Annotated in this window: 21 protein-coding genes and 1 pseudogene; 16 read left to right on the top strand and 6 right to left on the bottom strand. The window is 35.3% G+C overall.

All coding sequences use genetic code 11. The annotated features are described in order from the left end of the window. Window positions 1–35: 35 nt before the first annotated feature. The gene (locus QNH17_RS18485) at window positions 36–983 is read left to right on the top strand and encodes a sugar ABC transporter substrate-binding protein (RefSeq protein WP_283874209.1); all 948 of its coding nucleotides are present in this window, start codon (window positions 36–38) and stop codon (window positions 981–983) included. Between the two features lie 68 nt (window positions 984–1,051). On the opposite strand, the gene QNH17_RS18480 is transcribed toward QNH17_RS18485, so the two are convergent. After that, entirely contained in the window at window positions 1,052–1,711 is a 660-nt protein-coding gene (locus QNH17_RS18480; RefSeq protein ID WP_283874208.1) for a YczE/YyaS/YitT family protein, read from the bottom strand. After that, complete coding sequence (locus QNH17_RS18475) at window positions 1,711–2,151, bottom strand: GNAT family N-acetyltransferase (RefSeq protein WP_283874207.1); 441 nt, start codon at window positions 2,149–2,151, stop codon at window positions 1,711–1,713. The genes QNH17_RS18480 and QNH17_RS18475 overlap by 1 nt, the downstream gene beginning before the upstream one ends. Before the next feature lie 128 nt (window positions 2,152–2,279). Here QNH17_RS18475 and QNH17_RS18470 point away from each other — a divergent pair, with 128 nt between their 5' ends. From QNH17_RS18470 to QNH17_RS30055, 3 genes are all read left to right on the top strand, one after another. Further along, a complete protein-coding gene (locus tag QNH17_RS18470; protein ID WP_283874205.1) occupies window positions 2,280–2,732 on the top strand; it encodes a MarR family winged helix-turn-helix transcriptional regulator in 453 nt (150 codons plus the stop codon). A gap of 25 nt (window positions 2,733–2,757) precedes the next feature. Continuing rightward, a complete protein-coding gene (gene paiA, locus QNH17_RS18465; RefSeq protein ID WP_283874202.1) occupies window positions 2,758–3,276 on the top strand; it encodes a spermidine/spermine N(1)-acetyltransferase in 519 nt (172 codons plus the stop codon). A gap of 261 nt (window positions 3,277–3,537) precedes the next feature. Next, window positions 3,538–3,621 (top strand): putative holin-like toxin, encoded by an 84-nt coding sequence (locus QNH17_RS30055; protein WP_481858629.1) that lies wholly within the window; start codon window positions 3,538–3,540, stop codon window positions 3,619–3,621. A gap of 478 nt (window positions 3,622–4,099) precedes the next feature. Here QNH17_RS30055 and QNH17_RS18460 read toward each other — a convergent pair whose 3' ends face one another. Beyond that, a complete protein-coding gene (locus QNH17_RS18460) occupies window positions 4,100–4,255 on the bottom strand; it encodes a type II toxin-antitoxin system antitoxin (protein ID WP_098573206.1) in 156 nt (51 codons plus the stop codon). A gap of 13 nt (window positions 4,256–4,268) precedes the next feature. Beyond that, window positions 4,269–5,126 (bottom strand): SPFH domain-containing protein, encoded by an 858-nt coding sequence (locus tag QNH17_RS18455; protein WP_283874196.1) that lies wholly within the window; start codon window positions 5,124–5,126, stop codon window positions 4,269–4,271. Window positions 5,127–5,324: 198 nt separating this feature from the next. Here QNH17_RS18455 and QNH17_RS18450 point away from each other — a divergent pair, with 198 nt between their 5' ends. The 3 genes from QNH17_RS18450 to QNH17_RS18440 all read left to right on the top strand — a co-directional run bounded on the left by QNH17_RS18450 (window position 5,325) and on the right by QNH17_RS18440 (window position 8,779). Further along, window positions 5,325–5,510, top strand: coding sequence for a hypothetical protein (locus tag QNH17_RS18450; protein WP_283874194.1), 186 nt, complete (start codon window positions 5,325–5,327; stop codon window positions 5,508–5,510). A gap of 143 nt (window positions 5,511–5,653) precedes the next feature. Further along, on the top strand, window positions 5,654–7,954 hold the full coding sequence (gene helD, locus QNH17_RS18445) for an RNA polymerase recycling motor HelD (protein WP_283874193.1): 2,301 nt from the start codon (window positions 5,654–5,656) through the stop codon (window positions 7,952–7,954). 51 nt (window positions 7,955–8,005) lie between these two features. Further along, on the top strand, window positions 8,006–8,779 hold the full coding sequence (locus QNH17_RS18440) for an arylamine N-acetyltransferase family protein (RefSeq protein WP_283874191.1): 774 nt from the start codon (window positions 8,006–8,008) through the stop codon (window positions 8,777–8,779). Between the two features lie 86 nt (window positions 8,780–8,865). On the opposite strand, the gene QNH17_RS18435 is transcribed toward QNH17_RS18440, so the two are convergent. After that, window positions 8,866–9,108, bottom strand: coding sequence for a glutaredoxin family protein (locus QNH17_RS18435; RefSeq protein ID WP_283874189.1), 243 nt, complete (start codon window positions 9,106–9,108; stop codon window positions 8,866–8,868). Between the two features lie 190 nt (window positions 9,109–9,298). On the opposite strand from QNH17_RS18435, the gene QNH17_RS18430 reads away from it, so the two are divergent. The 8 genes and pseudogenes from QNH17_RS18430 to QNH17_RS30050 all read left to right on the top strand — a co-directional run. Further along, window positions 9,299–10,003 carry a FadR/GntR family transcriptional regulator gene (locus tag QNH17_RS18430; RefSeq protein WP_283874187.1) on the top strand — a complete coding sequence of 235 codons (705 nt, stop codon included), beginning with the start codon at window positions 9,299–9,301 and terminating at the stop codon, window positions 10,001–10,003. Window positions 10,004–10,259: 256 nt separating this feature from the next. After that, on the top strand, window positions 10,260–11,036 hold the full coding sequence (locus QNH17_RS18425) for an alpha/beta fold hydrolase (RefSeq protein WP_283874186.1): 777 nt from the start codon (window positions 10,260–10,262) through the stop codon (window positions 11,034–11,036). Between the two features lie 79 nt (window positions 11,037–11,115). Continuing rightward, window positions 11,116–12,024, top strand: coding sequence for a fumarylacetoacetate hydrolase family protein (locus QNH17_RS18420; protein ID WP_283874185.1), 909 nt, complete (start codon window positions 11,116–11,118; stop codon window positions 12,022–12,024). An 84-nt stretch (window positions 12,025–12,108) separates the two neighbouring features. After that, window positions 12,109–12,363, top strand: a complete 255-nt coding sequence (locus tag QNH17_RS18415; protein WP_283874184.1) for a hypothetical protein — start codon at window positions 12,109–12,111, stop codon at window positions 12,361–12,363. Between the two features lie 96 nt (window positions 12,364–12,459). Then, window positions 12,460–13,743 carry a metal-dependent hydrolase family protein gene (locus QNH17_RS18410; RefSeq protein WP_283874182.1) on the top strand — a complete coding sequence of 428 codons (1,284 nt, stop codon included), beginning with the start codon at window positions 12,460–12,462 and terminating at the stop codon, window positions 13,741–13,743. Between the two features lie 95 nt (window positions 13,744–13,838). Then, window positions 13,839–14,066 (top strand): hypothetical protein, encoded by a 228-nt coding sequence (locus tag QNH17_RS18405; RefSeq protein WP_283874180.1) that lies wholly within the window; start codon window positions 13,839–13,841, stop codon window positions 14,064–14,066. Between the two features lie 382 nt (window positions 14,067–14,448). Beyond that, window positions 14,449–14,877 (top strand): organic hydroperoxide resistance protein, encoded by a 429-nt coding sequence (locus QNH17_RS18400; protein WP_283874178.1) that lies wholly within the window; start codon window positions 14,449–14,451, stop codon window positions 14,875–14,877. A gap of 143 nt (window positions 14,878–15,020) precedes the next feature. Next, window positions 15,021–15,092, top strand: a pseudogene (locus tag QNH17_RS30050) (hypothetical protein); the annotation flags it as partial. A gap of 76 nt (window positions 15,093–15,168) precedes the next feature. On the opposite strand, the gene QNH17_RS18390 reads toward QNH17_RS30050, so the two are convergent. Continuing rightward, complete coding sequence (locus QNH17_RS18390) at window positions 15,169–16,404, bottom strand: benzoate/H(+) symporter BenE family transporter (protein WP_283874176.1); 1,236 nt, start codon at window positions 16,402–16,404, stop codon at window positions 15,169–15,171. A 936-nt stretch (window positions 16,405–17,340) separates the two neighbouring features. Here QNH17_RS18390 and QNH17_RS18385 point away from each other — a divergent pair. Further along, window positions 17,341–17,706, top strand: a complete 366-nt coding sequence (locus QNH17_RS18385) for a Na-translocating system protein MpsC family protein (RefSeq protein WP_283874175.1) — start codon at window positions 17,341–17,343, stop codon at window positions 17,704–17,706. Window positions 17,707–17,739 lie beyond the last annotated feature (33 nt).

The raw sequence follows: 17,739 nt of genomic DNA, 5'->3' as shown, positions 1-17,739 counted from the left end.
TTCATTTCTTAAACGAAAAGAGAGGGGAGGATGTAGTGGTCAAATATGGAAAACTAGTATTTCTTGTTGGAATTGTAATTTTTGTCTTCATAATAATTTTTATACCTAATTCATTTGCAGATGAGAGACCGAAAGTGGTTGTTGTTTTAAAGAATATGGACACACAATATTGGGAAATTGTTAAAGCAGGTGCTGAAAAAGCGTTTAGTGACTTTGGTATGGACGGGAAAGTTATCGCACCACATGATGGTTCTACTAGAGAACAAAGGAGATTATTAGAGAAGACTTATCAAGAAAACCCAGATGTATTAATTGTCGCACCTATTGATTCAACGGTTATACCTTTATTGGATAAGTTTACGAAACAAAAGGAAATTCCTGTATTGTTAGTAGATCAAGATAATCCTTGGCAAAATAAAACTTCTTATATCGGCACCGATAACGTAGATCTAGGAAAAAAAGCAGGCTCGCTTTTAGCCTCGCAACTTCAACCAGGAAATAAAGTTGCCATTATCGGTGGACATTTATCAATCTCAGTATTTAGAGAACGGATAAATGGAGCTAAAATGGCTTTAAAAGATGCAGGGATCATAGTTGCGGCAGACACAGTATGGAATTCGGATGATGCAAAGACAGTAAAAAAAGAAATGACAAATTTATTGCATGATCATCCTGATATTAAGGGAGTCTTTGCGACTCATGACATCTCCGCTTTACTTGTAATTAAGGAATTGAAGGAACATGGTGTTACAATTCCAGTCGTTGGAGCAGACGGAATACCAGATATGCTGAAGTTAATAAACGATGGAACGATTTCTAGTACAATAGCACAAAACCCTTATGATATGGGTTATTTAAGCGTTGAAACAGCATTGAAAGTAACAAAAGGTAAAAATGTTGAAAAAGTCGTTGATACCGGCGTAGATATCATCATTAAAGAAAATGCAAAACAGAGATTAGACTTCTATAAATCGTTAAAATGAGTAAATAGGTGTCAGGCACCATCCAGATTCATGGATGGTGCTTGACATCTTTTTTACGGTTGCCTAAATTAAATGTTTTTTTCTTTTTCATAATTGGGTAATTTACTGTAGTGTGTTAATATGCGGTCTAATACTTTTTCAGTAAAAGGCATGAAGTAATTTAGTATTCCCCCCCCTAAACAAACGGTTATTAAAGTTCCAACGCCAATTGGTCCATCCAATATCATAGCCATTATCAAGAACACCAGGTAAATGAATGTTCTCGAAAAGAATATATTTGTTCTAGTTAATTCTTGTATGATTAATGTTAACCGGTCAACTGGTATGGGTGCAAAATTTGTGTGTAAATAGGTTGCAGTGCCTAATCCTATAACAACAATACCGATTCCAAAACAAATCCCTTTGCTGGACCATAGTTCAGGTGCTATCAAATTGTGCAATAAAAAAAGCCACATATCAATTCCAATACCGGTTATAACTGCAGTTAACAACCCCAAAACTTCTGGTCTTTGTCTTTTTAAAAATGAATTACAACCTATCAATATTAAAGCTATTATTATTTCCCAACTCCCCACAGTAAGCCCCACATTTTTAGACAGTCCTACCAAAACTGCATCAAAGGGTGAAGTACCAAGGTCTGATTTTATAGTTAAGGAAATACCAAGGGTTAATAGTAATATTCCTAATACATAAACAACATATTTAGCTTTACTTGACCTCATCGTCATTATTTAGTAGATAATTCTTTGAACATGAGAATATGTGGGATTCCATCTTCCATAAAGATTGTAGATGATGTCCTAAACCCTAGTTTTCTATAAAATCCTTCTGCCTGAGTTTGTCCATGTAATTTAACTTGCGAGGCTCCCCGCTCTTCCGCAATCTCTTCTAACGCTTGTATTATGATTTTTCCAAGCCCAAATTTACGGTAAGGTTCAAGGATGCAGATTCTCTCCAATTTACCTACACCATCAACAAACCTGATCCTTCCCGTACCGACTGCTTGTTCATTATAGTGGACTAATATGTGCTCGCTAAGACCATTCAGTGTATCAAATTGATCAAATTCATCTTCTAGTGGTACACCTTGTTCCTTCACAAATACTTGTTCCCGAGTAGCAAATGCTGCCTTTAAATCTTCATCCATCGTTATTCTTTTTGCATACATTTATTTCATCCCCTTTTAAATTAATGTGATCTCGATAATTTTGTTGCAAATGCAACAAGATTAAGTTAAATTTAATTTATATCACTTTTATAGTAAATGCAACAAAAAAGTGGCTTAAGGAGAAAATTATGAAAGAAATTTTACGAGAAATTGGAATGATAGCAAGGGCATTAGATTCTATAAGTAATATAGAATTCAAAGAATATGACCTTACAAAAGGGCAGTATTTGTACCTTGTGCGAATATGTGAGAATCCAGGAATCATTCAAGAAAAGTTAGCTGAGATGATAAAAGTAGATCGAACAACGGCAGCTCGTGCTATAAAAAAACTTGAAATGAATGGATTTATTGAAAAGAAAGAAGATGAACATAACAAAAAAATTAAAAAGCTCTTTCCAACGGAGAAAGGATTAAATGTTTATCCTTTTATAAGAAGAGAGAATGATTATTCCAATACCGTTGCATTAGAGGGATTTTCCGAAAGGGAAGTAGAAACCATTTTTACTCTTCTTCAAAAGGTTAGAAAAAATGTAGAAAAAGACTGGGAATTTGTAAAAAAGGGAAACAAGAGAAATTATTGATTATATAAAGGAGCGATATATTTAAATGACTATAAATATAAAACAGTGTACCCTTGAAGATTCACGTATTCTTAAAGAAATTAGTTATGAAACATTTAATGAGACATTTAAGGATCAGAATTCACCCGAAAATATGACTACTTATTTGGAAAGAGCATTTAACTTAGAACAATTAGAAAAAGAATTATCTAATATTTCTTCACAATTCTTTTTTGTATATTTTAACAATGAAGTCGCTGGATATCTAAAGGTCAATACCAATGATGCTCAGTCTGAAGAAATGGGTGATGAATCACTTGAAATTGAGAGGATTTATATAAAGAACAAATTTCAAAAACATGGATTGGGTAAATATCTTTTTAATAAAGCTATGGAAATTGCAATGGAACGTCATAAAAAGAAAATCTGGCTAGGCGTATGGGAAAAAAATGAAAATGCGATTTCTTTTTATAAGAAAATGGGGTTTGTTCAAACTGGAGCCCACTCTTTTTACATGGGTGATGAAGAACAAATGGACTTTATAATGACCAAAACACTCATATAACTTTTTTTGTGGCTGAACTGATGGAATAGAGTTAATTAATCCCATATATGCCCATTTATTTAACCTGGTGGAACTCATCTAGGAGTTTATTACCATAATAAAGTTGAAACAAAGAATGATTTTGTTCGTATGGACCTATTTCAACATAAAAACAAAACATATGTTCCTATTTGTGGGATTACATGATAAAATGAAAGAGCAATAGAGTAGGATTTCTCAAGGGTGATTGGCACATTCCCATCAGAAAGGGGGTGATGCTGATTGACAGTATTTGAAACATTTATGATTATGTTTGGATTTGGAAGTCTAATTGTTGCAGTTCTATCATTTAATCAAAAAAAATAATCCACCCTGGAGTTAGCTGCTGCCCTAGGAGGATTACTTACACTGAATGCTGATTCCCTTGCACCGGAACCTGCTATTGCATGACCGTTAGGTGTTACCAGCACCCGCGGTCATTTTATTTTATGCAATTATATAGATATATTATAACTAAAATACCAGTAAAAGAAAATAGAGTATGAGTTTAAGTTATTAATGAATTTTCCAATAAAAATGTAAGGGCAGTAGATATTGAACTTCTTCTGAAGATTTGGCTCATATTGATGCTGTAAGTCCAAAGGCATTTGGTGGACGTTATCCGGGGATGGAGTAACCGGTCAGTTTGTCCCGAAAATCTCAGGTTGAATGAGTATAGCATACGCTTATGTAAGAAGGAACTTTCCCTAGCGTACGTTTCCCATATCAAGACATCAACCCCCTAATTTTCTTTCTGCTTAGCGTAAGTAAATTAGGGGGTTATTTTCTAAAAAAATGGTGCCATTTATTCTTTTTTTAGTCTTCCGGCCTTTTTAGCAGCTTCTTTTAAAATGACCTCGATTTGAGCGTTGACGCTTCTTATTTCATCCTCGGCCCATTTTTCCAGCACTTCATATAACTTCGGGTCAATCCGAAGTGGAAAGGATTTTCGTTTGCTCATTTATTACACAACCTTAATAGATGCTTCCTGTATTGATAATGGGCTGCGTTCCTTTTTCAGAGACAATGGCGACCATTAGGTTATTGACCATCTGGGCTTTTTTATCTTCATCCAGTTCAACAATTTCTTGCTCTGCGAGTTGGTCAATCGCAGCTTTTACAAGTCCAACGGCACCGTCGACAATCACCTTTCGAGCAGATAATACGGCTTGCGCTTGTTGTCTTTGCAGCATGGCAGAAGCAATTTCAGAAGAATAGGCAAGATGCATAATTCTTGCTTCGATCACATCCACACCAGCTACATCCAATCTTTTTTGTAAATCATACATAAGAACATCTGCGACTTCATCGCTATTCTGACGAAGAGTTAATGGGTTTTCAGCATGATCGAACGAATCATAAGCATATCTGCTTGCAATATGGCGAAGCCCGGTTTCACTTTGGATTTGGATGAATTTATTATAGTTTTCCACGTCATACAATGCTTTTGCTGCATCCCTCACTTTATAAACAACCACAGCTGCAATCTCAATGGGATTTCCTTCTAAATCATTTACTTTTAGCCTCTCACTGTTAAAGTTTGTTACTCGTAAGGAGACACTTCTTTTGAAAGTAAACGGGATGGTTGCCCATAATCCTTGGTCCCTGATGACACCAAGATAAGTACCAAAGAAGGTTAATACTTTTGCTTCGTTGGGCTGCACAATGGTCAAACTTGTTGCAAGGATTAATCCTAAAATTAAAACGATTCCACCAGTAATTTTCTCCGAGATTGTTCCAGTAGTTATTAAAAAGATCCCAAGACCAATACAAAAAAGCGCAATTATCAGTGCAGCAAATCCATTCATTTTAAAAATTGATTTTTCCTTCATTTTGACCCCTCCATTATACTTAAAGTGATATAAAAGTGATATCACAATTATATCATATTAAACTGTAAAAAATGGAAATTATTTTATTTATAATAAACCTTGCAGGGGAGGATAGGTAGGAATATTTCAAGCTTATATAAAATATTTATATAAAAAACTAAACTGTCCCTGTAAAGCTTCTAGAAGGGAGCAAATTTTTTGAATCGAAATCGCAATAAAAATGTGCAATTGACCATTGTATTGCTGGTTTGCTTGCTGGTCATACTTATTATCCATGCGCTTCTTCATATTAGAATTTATTTTGTATACAGTACAGGTCTTGGTCCTATTTTCTTAATAGGATTAATTATCTTCCTTATTGCTTTACTTTATTTCAAAGGGTAAAACAAGTATATTGTATTATCACTTGCTAAATGGTAAAATATAACTCCATTGTGAAAGAAAGCATCTGCAAAAAAATTGTAGATGTTTCTTTTTGTGCGTGTTCCATCGCTATAAACTCTATTGAGAGGTGACGGATTGAGAGAATGAGTTCAAACAAACAAAAATCAGTTCGAGAACATAAAGATTATCAAGAAGAAGTGGAACGCTTAGAATTTACAAAAGAATTTATTAAAAATGTTTTGGAAATGTCGAAGGGAAATAAAGAACAGTTCGTTGAGAATTTGAAAGAAGCCTTTGCAGAACTGGATACATCAGATAGTAGTTTAAGTTACATGACCCTCCTAACGAATGCTCAATTTTTAGAATTGGCTGAAAGTGAATTGGAAAGGTTAGCAAGCGTCATCGGCAAACCGTACTTCTCTCGAATCAATTTTACGAGCAGTGGTGACAGCAACGAAGAGATTTTATATATTGGAAAAGCCTCCTTGTTCGACCGTGTCAATCAGATTCCTATTATTGTCGATTGGCGGTCTCCAATTGCAAATGTTTACTATGATGGCCGTCTTGGGGATGTAACGTATGACGCCTATGGGGAAACACAAAGTGGTTATTTATCACTAAAGCGGCAGTACGAAATCGAGAATGGATTTTTAAAAGACATTAGAGATATCGATTTAACCACACATGATGAATTATTACAAAAATCCTTATCAGGAAAAGCAGACAATCGCTTAACCGAGATTGTGGCGACCATCCAAAATGAGCAAAATGAAGTTATTAGAGCCTCTCTTAAACATCCCATTATCGTTCAAGGAGCTGCAGGAAGTGGTAAAACAACCATTGCTCTCCATCGAATTTCCTACTTTCTATACTCTTCTGGATATCGATTTCCTCCAGAAAAATTAATGATTCTTGCACCTAATAAATTATTTATTGATTATATTTCCGCGGTCCTTCCAGATCTAGGGGTAAACAAGATTAAACAAACGACTTATATTGAGTTTATGAGCAAGTGTTTAGGGATTAAAATGAAATTAATCTCTCCTAATTCAAAATTAATGACGCTCATTAACGGAAACGAGAAATCAAATATGATTCAATGGGTTTCTAGTTATAAAGGATCGCTGGAATTTAAGGAGGTAATTGACCATTATTTAAAAGAAATTGAGTTTAATTTAGCACCCTCCGAGGATTTTATGATTGAAAAATCTCGCCTGATAAGAGGGGGGAGACTCAAAAAACTATTTATACAAGAATTTCAATACTTACCAATCTATAAGAGACTGGATAAAATTAAAAATATATTAGCAAATGATCTAAGATTAAAAAAATCGCTGATCCTTTCTAAAATTAATAGTAAATATGACGATGCTTTAGAAAAGCTTCTTTTTAGCGGCCGGCCGGATTCAGAAAAAAGGAAGGAAAAAGTAGTCAATTTCATGGATTCAAAAGAAAAAAGAATCAGTTCTGTGGAGAAAGAGTCGAAGGTTGCGGTAAAAAATTATATGGCTCCTTTTGTTAAAAAAGATATTTTTTCTTTATACAAGGAACTGATGACTTCGCCCGAACTTTTACAAAAGTATTCCAGTACGCTTTCAGAGAAAGAATGTAGAGCGTTAAGTAAATATTGTCAAAGGAATTTTGATAAAAAAGCGCTAGAACTTGAGGACTTTGCTCCGTTATTCTATATGAAAGCAAAATTAGAAGGCATCGAAGAACAATATAAAATGAAGAGTATTTTCATTGATGAAGCCCAGGACTATAGTTATTTTCAATTTGCTGCACTTAAAGCGGGCTTTGAAACAGAATTATTTACGATTGTGGGAGATTTAGCGCAAGGGATTCATTCTTATCGAGGGTTAAAAAGCTGGGAACCATTAGTAAAGGAAATTTTCCCGAATGCAAATTATCAAACATTACAAAAGAGTTATCGAACCACGGTCGAGATCATGCAGTTAGCCAACGACATTCTTTCGATTATGGATCAAGACTTGCCAAAAGTGGAACCAGTCATTCGCCATGGGGACAAACCCCGTTTTACGAAAATAGACCCTGTCAATTTGGAACAAGTAAAACAGATCCTTGAAGATGATATTCAGTTGCTCAAAAAGGAAGAGCTTAACTCGATTGCGATTATTGGAAGGACCGACAAAGAGTGCCTGCGTATACATAAAATGCTGGAAAATAGCAATCTTCCAATACAGTTATTAGAAGAAAAAGAAGATATGAAAAAGGGCAGCATTGTGATCTTACCTTCGCACCTTTCAAAAGGATTAGAATTTGATGCCGTCCTGATTGTTACCCTGGAAGAATTGTACAGTGACGAAGAACTAGATATCAAATTACTATATGTAGCCATGACTAGACCGATGCATAGGTTGTATCTATATGCAAGTTCACCATCGGACTTGTTATTGGATAGAGTACAACAGGGACGTTTCTAGTGGTCAATAAAAGTGCTGTGGAGTCCAAAAAAAGTGCTTGGAGGAGAAGTAATGCAAAACCTGACTACTTTATTTCATAAAAGAATAGGTTTGCCGGAAGACCAAAAAATTACCTTTGAAAAGTTAGCTGAAGTTCTTGAAAAAACAGCACAAACCATTCCGTTTGAAAATTTATCAATCATTGAAAATAAAACAGGTAAGATTACAAAGGAAAACTTAATTCACAAAATAGTGGAAAGGAATGAAGGCGGCCTTTGTTACGAATTAAATCCACTTTTCTATTTCTACCTCTTAGAAAATGGGTTTAACGCAGTACTTACAGACGGAGTTGTTTATAATCATGCTGCTGAAGAGTATATTCAACTTGGAAGGACGCATGTAACGGTACTTTTAAATCACGAGGGACAGACGTATTTAATTGACACGGGCTTTGGTGGAAATCTACCTTTAAAACCTGTTCCTTTATCCGGTGAGACCATATCTTCTTATAATGGAGAGTTTAGAATAAAAAAAGAAAAACAAGAATTTGGGGACTATTGTTTAGAAATGAAACTAAAGCATAAAGATACCGAGTGGAAAATAGGCTATGCTTTTGATTCTCGGAAATCTATTGAAGTTGCGAACTTGAATGATATTCAAACAATTATTGCTAAACACCCGAAATCTTCATTTAACAAACATCCTTTAATTACCCGACTTACCCAAAACGGAAATATTACCTTAACAGATACCACATTTACCCAATGGGCGGATGGAATACTGTCTAAAGAGACCATTGATCACGTGAAATTCAAAGAGCTGGCAAAGCAACAATTTGGCCTGTAAATAATGGCGAACAGTGACAGTCACTGTTCGCCATTTAAGTTTCATTATGAAGGCTTGATTTCAAATATCAAGCCGTTTGACATACCTTAAATCCCTAATATTTCAGCCAATTTCGCTTGATCAAATCCTAGGATCACGTCTTCACGATCTCCATCTTTGATAACGGTTGCTGGTGTAGCAGCAGCACCTAGCCCAATAAGTTCATGCAGATATTGATCATTTTTCCGGATGTCTCTCTCTTCAAACTCAATCCCGTTTTCTTTAAACCATAATTTTTCAGCATGGCAAGGCGGGCATGTTTCTTGTGAATAAATAATCACTTTTTTCATTTTATGACCTCCATTTCATTAGAGTTATTGTACAACAAATTTTGTTTACATGGGTATTTTCTTTAATAACAAAATCAAGAGCTCTTGTTATGGTAAACTTAAAATTATAATATAATATTATTTGTTAAAATATTTAATATAATCTATATTAAATTTTTGTCGTTTTACTGTAAAGGATGGGGAATCGATAGTGGCTATTTATAACTTAACTGATCAATTAATTCATGAGCTTGGAAAACAAATTATTAATGGAGATATAATTCCAGGAGATACACTTCCTAAAATAGAAACCTTAAGTGAGTCACATGGAGTTAGTCGAACCGTCGTGAGGGAGGCATTTAAGGGATTGGCTACTCGTCGTTTAGTGAAATCCATTCCTAAATTAGGAACAATTGTATCTCCACGTTCGGAGTGGCAATGGTGGGATACAGATGTATTAGCATGGGCATCAGATTCAGGAAATAATCGAAATTTCTTGTTAAAATTAAATGAACTCGGCTTTGCAATTGAACCTGTTGCAGCTAAGTTAGCGGCTAAGAACGCAACGCAAGCTGATATTGAAAAAATGACAGAATGCTATTCTCTGCTGGAAAGGTCTTTAGGGGATAAAGATACATGGGCTCAGACTGATTATGAATTCCATAAAAGTATTTACGAAGCTTCTAACAATGAACTTCTCGTGAATATGTTACAAATGTTGTCTAAAGTTCAATTAGATTATCGATATGCTACAATAGCCAGTATGAATCAAAAACAGTATGCAACAGAAAGATACTTACATTTTCATAAAGAGTTACTAATTGCTATTTGTAACCACGATGAGAAAATGGCCGAGGAAAAAATGTATGAACTACAAGAAGAGCTTGCAGTGATTCTCACTGGTATAAACGATTAAAAAGGTGTTTTTCTAATTATTCAGCTTAAAAAAGTCAACTTCATGAATAATGGTAACGTTCAACTCTTAAATTCACTTGAATTTAGGAGTTTTTTTATTCTGGTTCAAGCAAAAAAATAATATAATATTATTTATCAGAATATTGACAATAAAAAAATAAATAATATAATAATATTTAATAGGAAGACGATGGGGTGATAATAAAATAATTTTTAACTGCTGTGCTGTCTACTAAATTCATATTTTGGAGGAAGCTATGAGAAAGCAAATTAGAGATATTCAAGTTAATGTAGAAGTGAAAGGGTCAGGCGAGGCAGTGGTCTTTGTTCATGGGCTAGGAGGGGACTTGAACATTTGGCATAGCCAGGTAAATACCTGTTCCCGTCATTTTAAAACGGTTACATATGATCTGCGTGGTTCAGGACGGACCGATGTATCACACCCCGATTACTCTATCGAATTATTCGTTGAAGATCTAAAAGCACTACTAGATAGTGAATCGATTGAAAGCGCTCACATTATTGCTCATTCGATGGGCACATTGATTGCTGAACATTTTGCGGTATCCTATCCTGAAGCTGTGAAAAGTCTGACGCTTGTCGGCGGTTTTACCGAACCACCCGAAGGAGCACGAAAAGCGTTATCGGATCGCTCTACTTTAGTTAGAGAGAACGGAATGGAGGTAATTGCCGATACCATTCTAGAAGGTGGATTCTCCAATTATTCCAAGACCAATCTAGCAGTCATGGGTTTAGTTAGGTCTTTGCTTTTGACAAATGATGCGGAAGGATATGCTGCGTCATGTCGGGCCCTAGCGGAGGCTAAGGCAATTAGGCATCAGGAAGTAGAAGTACCAGTTCAGTTGATTGTTGGGGAGGAAGATAAAACCACTCCACTATCAATGTCAAAAGCCCTATACAATAACTTTCCAAACGCTGATTTGGTCGTGCTGTCTAATTGTGGACATTGGGCTACAATTGAAAAGCCGAATGAGGTAAACACAGCAATTTTGGAATTTATCAATAGGATTTAGGAAAGGTAAAGTCCTTCGCAATTGTAGGGGGAGCAAAATCACTTTACAAACTATTAAACTATCTAAGGAGAATTAAAAAATGTATCTTGCATCTTTTTTTCATGACGGGAATTTGAAGTTCGGATTTAGAAAAGCGGATGAAAGTGCCATCATCGATGCTGTTAAGGCAGAAAAACAACTATATTCCCAAGCTATCTTGCCGAATACATTACAAGGGGTTATTGAAAATTCAGAGGCTTTGGCACGTCTTAAGGAAATAAACCAGCGGGAGTCAGAAGTTAACGGAGATGCGATTCTTCCTTTAACTGATGTGTTACTAGAAGCTCCGATTCCACAGCCAAAACGAGATATCATTTGTTTAGGTCTTAATTATCGAGAACATGCAATGGAATACACGACAGCAATGGAAGAGGAACAAAATCTTCCACAATACCCCATCGTATTTACTAAAGCAACTACGACGGTCATTGGACCAGATCAAAAGATTAAAAGTCATCGTCATGTGACAAGTAAAATTGATTATGAAGCAGAATTAGCCATTGTAATTGGTAAAGAAGGAACAAATATATCAAAGGAAGAAGCCTATGATTATATTTTCGGTTATACCATTATCAATGATGTTTCGGCACGGGATCTCCAAAAACAACATAGCCAGTGGTTTCTAGGGAAGAGTTTGGATACATTTGGACCAATGGGGCCATTTCTAGTTACTGAAGATGAAATTGAACGCCCGGTAAAGCTTAATGTTCAGTGCAGGGTGAATGGAGAGGTAAGGCAAAATTCTAATACAAATCTCCTTATTTTTGATATCCCAACTATTATTGAAACGGTTTCCGGTGGTGTAACGCTTAAGCCAGGGGATATCATTGCGACCGGAACTCCCAAAGGTGTAGGACTTGGTTTTGACCCACCTAAGTTCTTAAATGAGGGCGACGTAGTGGAAGTGGAGATTGAAAAAATCGGAGTATTAAGGAACATTGTTTCTTAGGAATTTCGTATTTTTTTATCCGTTAGAAGAAAAGGGGAGTTCTCCCTCCCCTATTAAAAAACTTATTGGAAGGATGGTTGATTGATGTTAGATAAGGTACTTTTAGCTAAAAATACTGTTTATTATTCAGATGAACAATTAGATGCCATTTCTAGAGGCTTTTGCCCAAATTGTTTACCCAAATATTCTCCTTATCGTATTCTAGGAACCTATTATGATGAAAAACTTAAAATAAGCCTTCATCATGTTAAGTGTGATAATCTAGTTGAATGCGACTGGGATGAAGAGGTTCCAGCAATCCGAGAAGATAATGGACTGGAAGGTTTTTTCAATTCTTAGGCGTTAATTGGTTACTAACCTTGCCCTGATGTAATTTTCGGGAACAAGCGTTGAACATACATTTTTTAATTTGAAGAAATGAAAGGGGTTTCAAAAATGAAAGCAAAATTATTAAAAAATGGTTTATTGATTGACGGAACAGGGGCTGAAGCAAAGCAAGGAATCGATGTACTAATTGAACGCAACAAAATCACTGCTATCGGGACGAATCTTTCTATTCCGGAAACTTACGACCTCGATGAAGTAGATATTATTGAATTAAACGGAAAAACCATAATGCCAGGTATGGTTGAGGCACACACTCATTTCACATGGCAGGATTCCCTCTATATTCAAGATATCGATTTTAAACCGATTGAAGAAACCATGATTGGGGCTATTTTGAATGCAGAAACAATGCTTAAAAGCGGCTTTACATCTTGTGTAAGCGCAGCTGCTCGAGGTCGCGTGGACATTGCTTTGCGCGATGCCATTAATCGCGGACAAGTACCTGGGCCTCGAATGCTCGCAAATGGTGCTGAAGTATCTGCAACTGGCAGTTTTGTTGATTTACATCCAAACCATGTTCGAGTTCATGGACTATCCTTTTTAGCGGATGGCGAAGATGAGGTAAGAAAAGTAGTTAGAAGTTTGTTTAAAGAAGGGGCAGACCTTGTCAAGGTTAATGTGAGTGGAGAAAGTTTAACTGCTCACGCAACAGGTGAAATGACACTTTATACCTACAAAGAGGTCAGAGCTGCTGTAGAGGAAGCCCATGCCCGTGGGAAAAGAATATATGTACATGCTAGAACATCAGATGCTGTAAAAATATGTGTAAAAGCAGGGGTAGACATTATCGGTCATGCTGATTTTATTGACGATGAAGCTTTCGACATGCTCGTACACGATAAAGAACGTTTATTTGTTGTGCCAGCCCTAAATTGGCTTATATCAACATTAGAGCATGGTGCTGATTATTTCGGACAAGAAGCACTTGATGCAACAGGATATAAAGAAGGGTTACAAATTGCACTAAAAAATATGAACCGACTTTATAAAGCGGGGGTACGTATACTGCCAGGTGGTGATTATGGGTTCAAATGGTGCCCTCATGGTGGATATGCACGTGACTTAGAGCATTTTGTTAAGTTAGTAGGAATGACACCAATGGATGCAATTGTAACCGCTACCAAATATGGAAGTCAAATTATGCAGATGGAAGATAAAATTGGTACCATTGAAGTTGGAAAACTTGCAGACATCCTCGTAGTAGATGGCAACCCATTAGATAATATTGCAGTCCTACAAGATCACGACAAATTAAATCTTATCCTAAAAGATGGAGAGTATGTTGTTCGCACACTTGAAGTAAGCCGTGAAGTTGAGAGTGCGGCTGTATAAATTTGAAAGCCATCGCTTCTTGCGATGGTTTTACCTTTTATACTCGTGAAATTATGCTGGGAAATTACAATAAATACTTACTAACGAGGATGATTATGGCTCAAAAAATTTTGTATTGTTTTCGTAATAGAACAAACCAAGTAGAAGAGCAGATTAGAAATAAACTTGAAGAAAAAGATATTGAGTGTTCCATCACTCCAACCTATTGTATGAAACTTTGCATTTTCTGCGAAAACTTAAATGTAGTAATCGTAAATCAAGATATTATTATGGAGAAAAATCAAGATCAATTAATATCAAAAATATTGGAGAAGCTAGTGTAGCTAAATAAAACTGATGTGAGGTTAGAAAAAGGACGTTTATGGCTTTTACTCAACTGCGAGATAGGTTAATGAGTTAGTTGAGCAGTAATATTTAAAGATTGATAAACTATAATTAAATAATATAAATCAACTGTTTTTGAATAAGAATCAAAAACAGTTGATTTATTATGAATATTAAGTGAAAATGATTGAGAAAATAGCTGGTGTATTAAAATGGGTTTTTAATCTAAACTATTTGGGTATTCATCAGAAAAGTAGATCGAAACTATGACAAAGGTAAAATTAGCCGTAGTTTATTACAGCATGAGTGGAACAAACTATAATAAGCTCTCTCTTTGTGAACATTAAGGCAAGACATTATTCTTTAAAAAGGAGAAAATCGATGACTACAAAACCATTATTCACATCATCTGCAACAGCTAGTGGAGGAAGACAAGGCAGAGTTGAATCATCTGATGGTAAGATAAAAGTGGATTTAGCAATGCCCGGCTCCCCAAGAGCGAAAGAATTACCAAACGCGACAAACCCTGAACAGTTGTTCGCTTGCGGTTACTCTGCTTGTTTCGATGGGGCTTTACAGCACATCGCAAGGCAGGAACATGTCAAATTCGAATCACAAGTAACGGCAAATGTAGATTTCTTAAAAGATGAGGCCGATCAAGGATTCAAAATTGCGGTAACGTTGCAAATAAAAGGGACTGGTGTGGAAAAGGAAAAATTAGAAGAACTTGTACATAAGGCCCACGAATTCTGTCCGTACTCAAAAGCCACAAGAGGGAATATTGACGTCACTCTCCAGGTTGTTGAATAAATCAATGTAGTGGTTGGAACTAAATTATTTTTAAGCAAGAAAGAGCTAAGACACAAGTATAGACTAATTAAGACTTTATGAATTATATTAAAACGCCTTAGAAAAAAATTTCTGAGGCGTTTTGGACATAAATGGAGCTAGTTATGGTTGGAGGAGACAAGGAAGCATGGGATATTGTCTATCCTATTTTCCGTGACACTGCTGTGGAGAATGGAAAAGAATTCCCTTGTCCGTTACAGTTAATTGAATTCTTCCTTTTGATAGGGCCAAAATTCATTTTACTTTTATAAGTTAAGCTGTTTCTTTTTCCTTTTTTTCAATTTTTCCTATAGTATCATTTTCAATATATCGTGCAATGAGAGAACCAACAAGTAAGGACCAAACGGGCGCACTTATACTTAATAAGGTAATCTTTGATAAGGCAATAATGAAGGCAAATACAGTACTTATTTTCATTGTTTGCTTTGAGAAAGATTGATGCAAACTATTTCCAAATACACCGAGAAGCGAAAATCCAATAATCATTGAAATGAACTCTTTCGGTAAAGCTTGGATTAGTGGAACCAGTTTCCAAGAGAATAAACCGTAAACGAGAAGAAGAGCACCCGCCACTACAGCCCCCATGTATCTTTTTTCTTTTGGACCTGCCTCTTCATCCGCACATATTACTGTTGCCATTCCAGCAATATTTGCAGACTGACCTCCAAAAAAGCTTGTTATGATTGAAAATAATCCGCTAAAGGAAATAATTTGATTGATCGGGGTCCGATAATGATTTTTTTCCAATGCACCGACCGCAACTGCTGCATCGTTGCTTAAAATGAGAAAAGCAAGCGGGATAGAGACAGAAAGGAAACTTACTATATTAAAATCAGGTAATTGAATTTCGGGCATAATCACTCCAGAATTCCATTTAATGTTATTTAATGGATAGAACAGGATCAATAATATAGTTCCAATGACAATCGCTGCAATTACAGGCGGAATTTTTATTTTCCACCAGCTAAAAATAAAAAAGGCCACCAAAGGAATAAACCCAATTAATATTAGCTTGTTGATAGAAATAATAAAATTCACCATATAGTTTGTAATCATTCCTGCCAGCATTGCCGAAATAATTTCTTTAGGCACCAACTTAATCAATTTTGAGAAAAAACCCAGAAATCCAATGAATACCATTAAAATGCCTGAAATAAGATATGCTCCGATTAATACATGGTAGCTAAACTGGGATGTCATCGTTGTCAGGAATGCAACGCCAGTAAGCGTATGGCCGCCAACAATCGGTATCCGACTATACATGGGAAGAATAATGCCAAATAATCCTCCAAATACATAGACTGCAAATATCCATAGAATTGTCTGTGTGGAACTGAAGTTTCCCTTTGTTGCTGCTTCCAATATAAGAGCAGTAGGTCCCGTAATAACGAATATTCCTGCAATCAAACCTGCCGAAATATTTTTATGATTTAAATCCTTATAGGAAACTCTAATCCTGCTATTTCTACACTCTTGAAAACTATTCATGTTTCTCCCCCTTTTTATATGAAGTGCTTGCTTTGTATTCTCTTAAAAATTATGAAATTACATAATTTTAGCTATTCTTTCATAATAAAAGATTTAGCATGCTTTTTAACCCTCCAATCAAATATTTTTATTACCATCCATTTATTTATGAAATATATAAAAATTTATAAAGTGGCTCGCAATAAATCAGTGGATGTGGTTTTTGGGTAACAATTTAAAGAAAAATATTTTCTATAAATTATTAGTAAATGGATGGTTAAAAAAGTTTATAAGTAGATGATGATTATTACCTTATAGTTAATAACCGGTTTCTTTAAGGGACTCGGTCCATGATAGAGTAAAAGCATCCAAGATTTTAGTTTAAAAACAAACAAAATGGGGTCAGACATTGGTCCGACCCCATTTTATCTTGTTTTCATAGTAAAGTTATTCAAATTATTCTTCTAATAACTTTTCCAAATTTTTATCAACAATATAAAGGATTTAACCACACAAAACTAGCGAATGTTATTCTCCGTTATTTGGATGGAATCATTCGCTTTTATTGTTAAGTTTTTTATATTCAGGTTTTACAGGGATTACAAATAATATCTATTGTATTGATTTCACCACCATGCTATGATTAAGTTATCAAATGTGAACAATTTGTGAAATATACATATGAGTCTCTTTTAATCCGAAACAGCGAACCTGTTGATCGGTTAATAGGTGTAACTCATACAACTAGGGTAAAATATTATAACAGTTGGTGCGTAACAGCGAACCTGTTTGAGGCGAACCGTTGTAATGATTCAATTGGGATTCCGCCTTTTTTAAGGAATCTTCAAAGAATCTATTACAATGGTTTTTATTTTTATTCCGTTATATAGTATACTTATAGAATAAACATCATTAACATAGTGATAATATTGAGTAAAAACAAGTGAGTTGAGTCATGTGAATAAATATGAAGCAGAATTCAGTAATATTGTTCGCGCCTATAGAAAACGTCATATGGGTAAAGGCCCTAGTCAAGTTCGAACAAAGTTTTGCAAAAACTGGGCAATTTGTGAATTAGAAGGAAATTTATCTCCAATTGAAAAATTTATTGCTTCCGCTGAAGACGGGAAACAAATGTTACGATCTGCTCGTACTGAAATGGTCAAGGAGATTTATAAAAAAAACTATCCTCAGGAAATGGAAGAACTACTTGGTGTAAAATTCATTCGTGTCTTTGTGGATATTGATATTGAAGACGACATGGGGATGTCAATCTTCGTGTTTGATCAAGATATTGAGGAAAAGTTTAGCTTAAAAAGTTAAACCCAATGAAAACATTATTTCAACTACATATTG

The sequence above is a fragment of the Neobacillus sp. SuZ13 genome (assembly GCF_030123365.1).
Lineage (GTDB): Bacteria > Bacillota > Bacilli > Bacillales > Cytobacillaceae > Neobacillus.
Note: the sequence above shows the minus strand (reverse complement) of the source record. Positions and strands in the feature narration are given on the sequence as shown.

Coding starts and splice junctions, on each gene's coding strand:
- QNH17_RS18480 (WP_283874208.1), bottom strand. CDS start 1,711: ATGACGATGAGGTCAAGTAAAGCTAAATATGTTGTTTATGTATTAGGA.
- QNH17_RS18475 (WP_283874207.1), bottom strand. CDS start 2,151: ATGTATGCAAAAAGAATAACGATGGATGAAGATTTAAAGGCAGCATTT.
- QNH17_RS18470 (WP_283874205.1), top strand. CDS start 2,280: ATGAAAGAAATTTTACGAGAAATTGGAATGATAGCAAGGGCATTAGAT.
- paiA (WP_283874202.1), top strand. CDS start 2,758: ATGACTATAAATATAAAACAGTGTACCCTTGAAGATTCACGTATTCTT.
- QNH17_RS18460 (WP_098573206.1), bottom strand. CDS start 4,255: ATGAGCAAACGAAAATCCTTTCCACTTCGGATTGACCCGAAGTTATAT.
- QNH17_RS18455 (WP_283874196.1), bottom strand. CDS start 5,126: ATGAAGGAAAAATCAATTTTTAAAATGAATGGATTTGCTGCACTGATA.
- helD (WP_283874193.1), top strand. CDS start 5,654: ATGAGTTCAAACAAACAAAAATCAGTTCGAGAACATAAAGATTATCAA.
- QNH17_RS18440 (WP_283874191.1), top strand. CDS start 8,006: ATGCAAAACCTGACTACTTTATTTCATAAAAGAATAGGTTTGCCGGAA.
- QNH17_RS18435 (WP_283874189.1), bottom strand. CDS start 9,108: ATGAAAAAAGTGATTATTTATTCACAAGAAACATGCCCGCCTTGCCAT.
- QNH17_RS18425 (WP_283874186.1), top strand. CDS start 10,260: ATGAGAAAGCAAATTAGAGATATTCAAGTTAATGTAGAAGTGAAAGGG.
- QNH17_RS18420 (WP_283874185.1), top strand. CDS start 11,116: ATGTATCTTGCATCTTTTTTTCATGACGGGAATTTGAAGTTCGGATTT.
- QNH17_RS18415 (WP_283874184.1), top strand. CDS start 12,109: ATGTTAGATAAGGTACTTTTAGCTAAAAATACTGTTTATTATTCAGAT.
- QNH17_RS18410 (WP_283874182.1), top strand. CDS start 12,460: ATGAAAGCAAAATTATTAAAAAATGGTTTATTGATTGACGGAACAGGG.
- QNH17_RS18405 (WP_283874180.1), top strand. CDS start 13,839: ATGGCTCAAAAAATTTTGTATTGTTTTCGTAATAGAACAAACCAAGTA.
- QNH17_RS18400 (WP_283874178.1), top strand. CDS start 14,449: ATGACTACAAAACCATTATTCACATCATCTGCAACAGCTAGTGGAGGA.
- QNH17_RS18390 (WP_283874176.1), bottom strand. CDS start 16,404: ATGAATAGTTTTCAAGAGTGTAGAAATAGCAGGATTAGAGTTTCCTAT.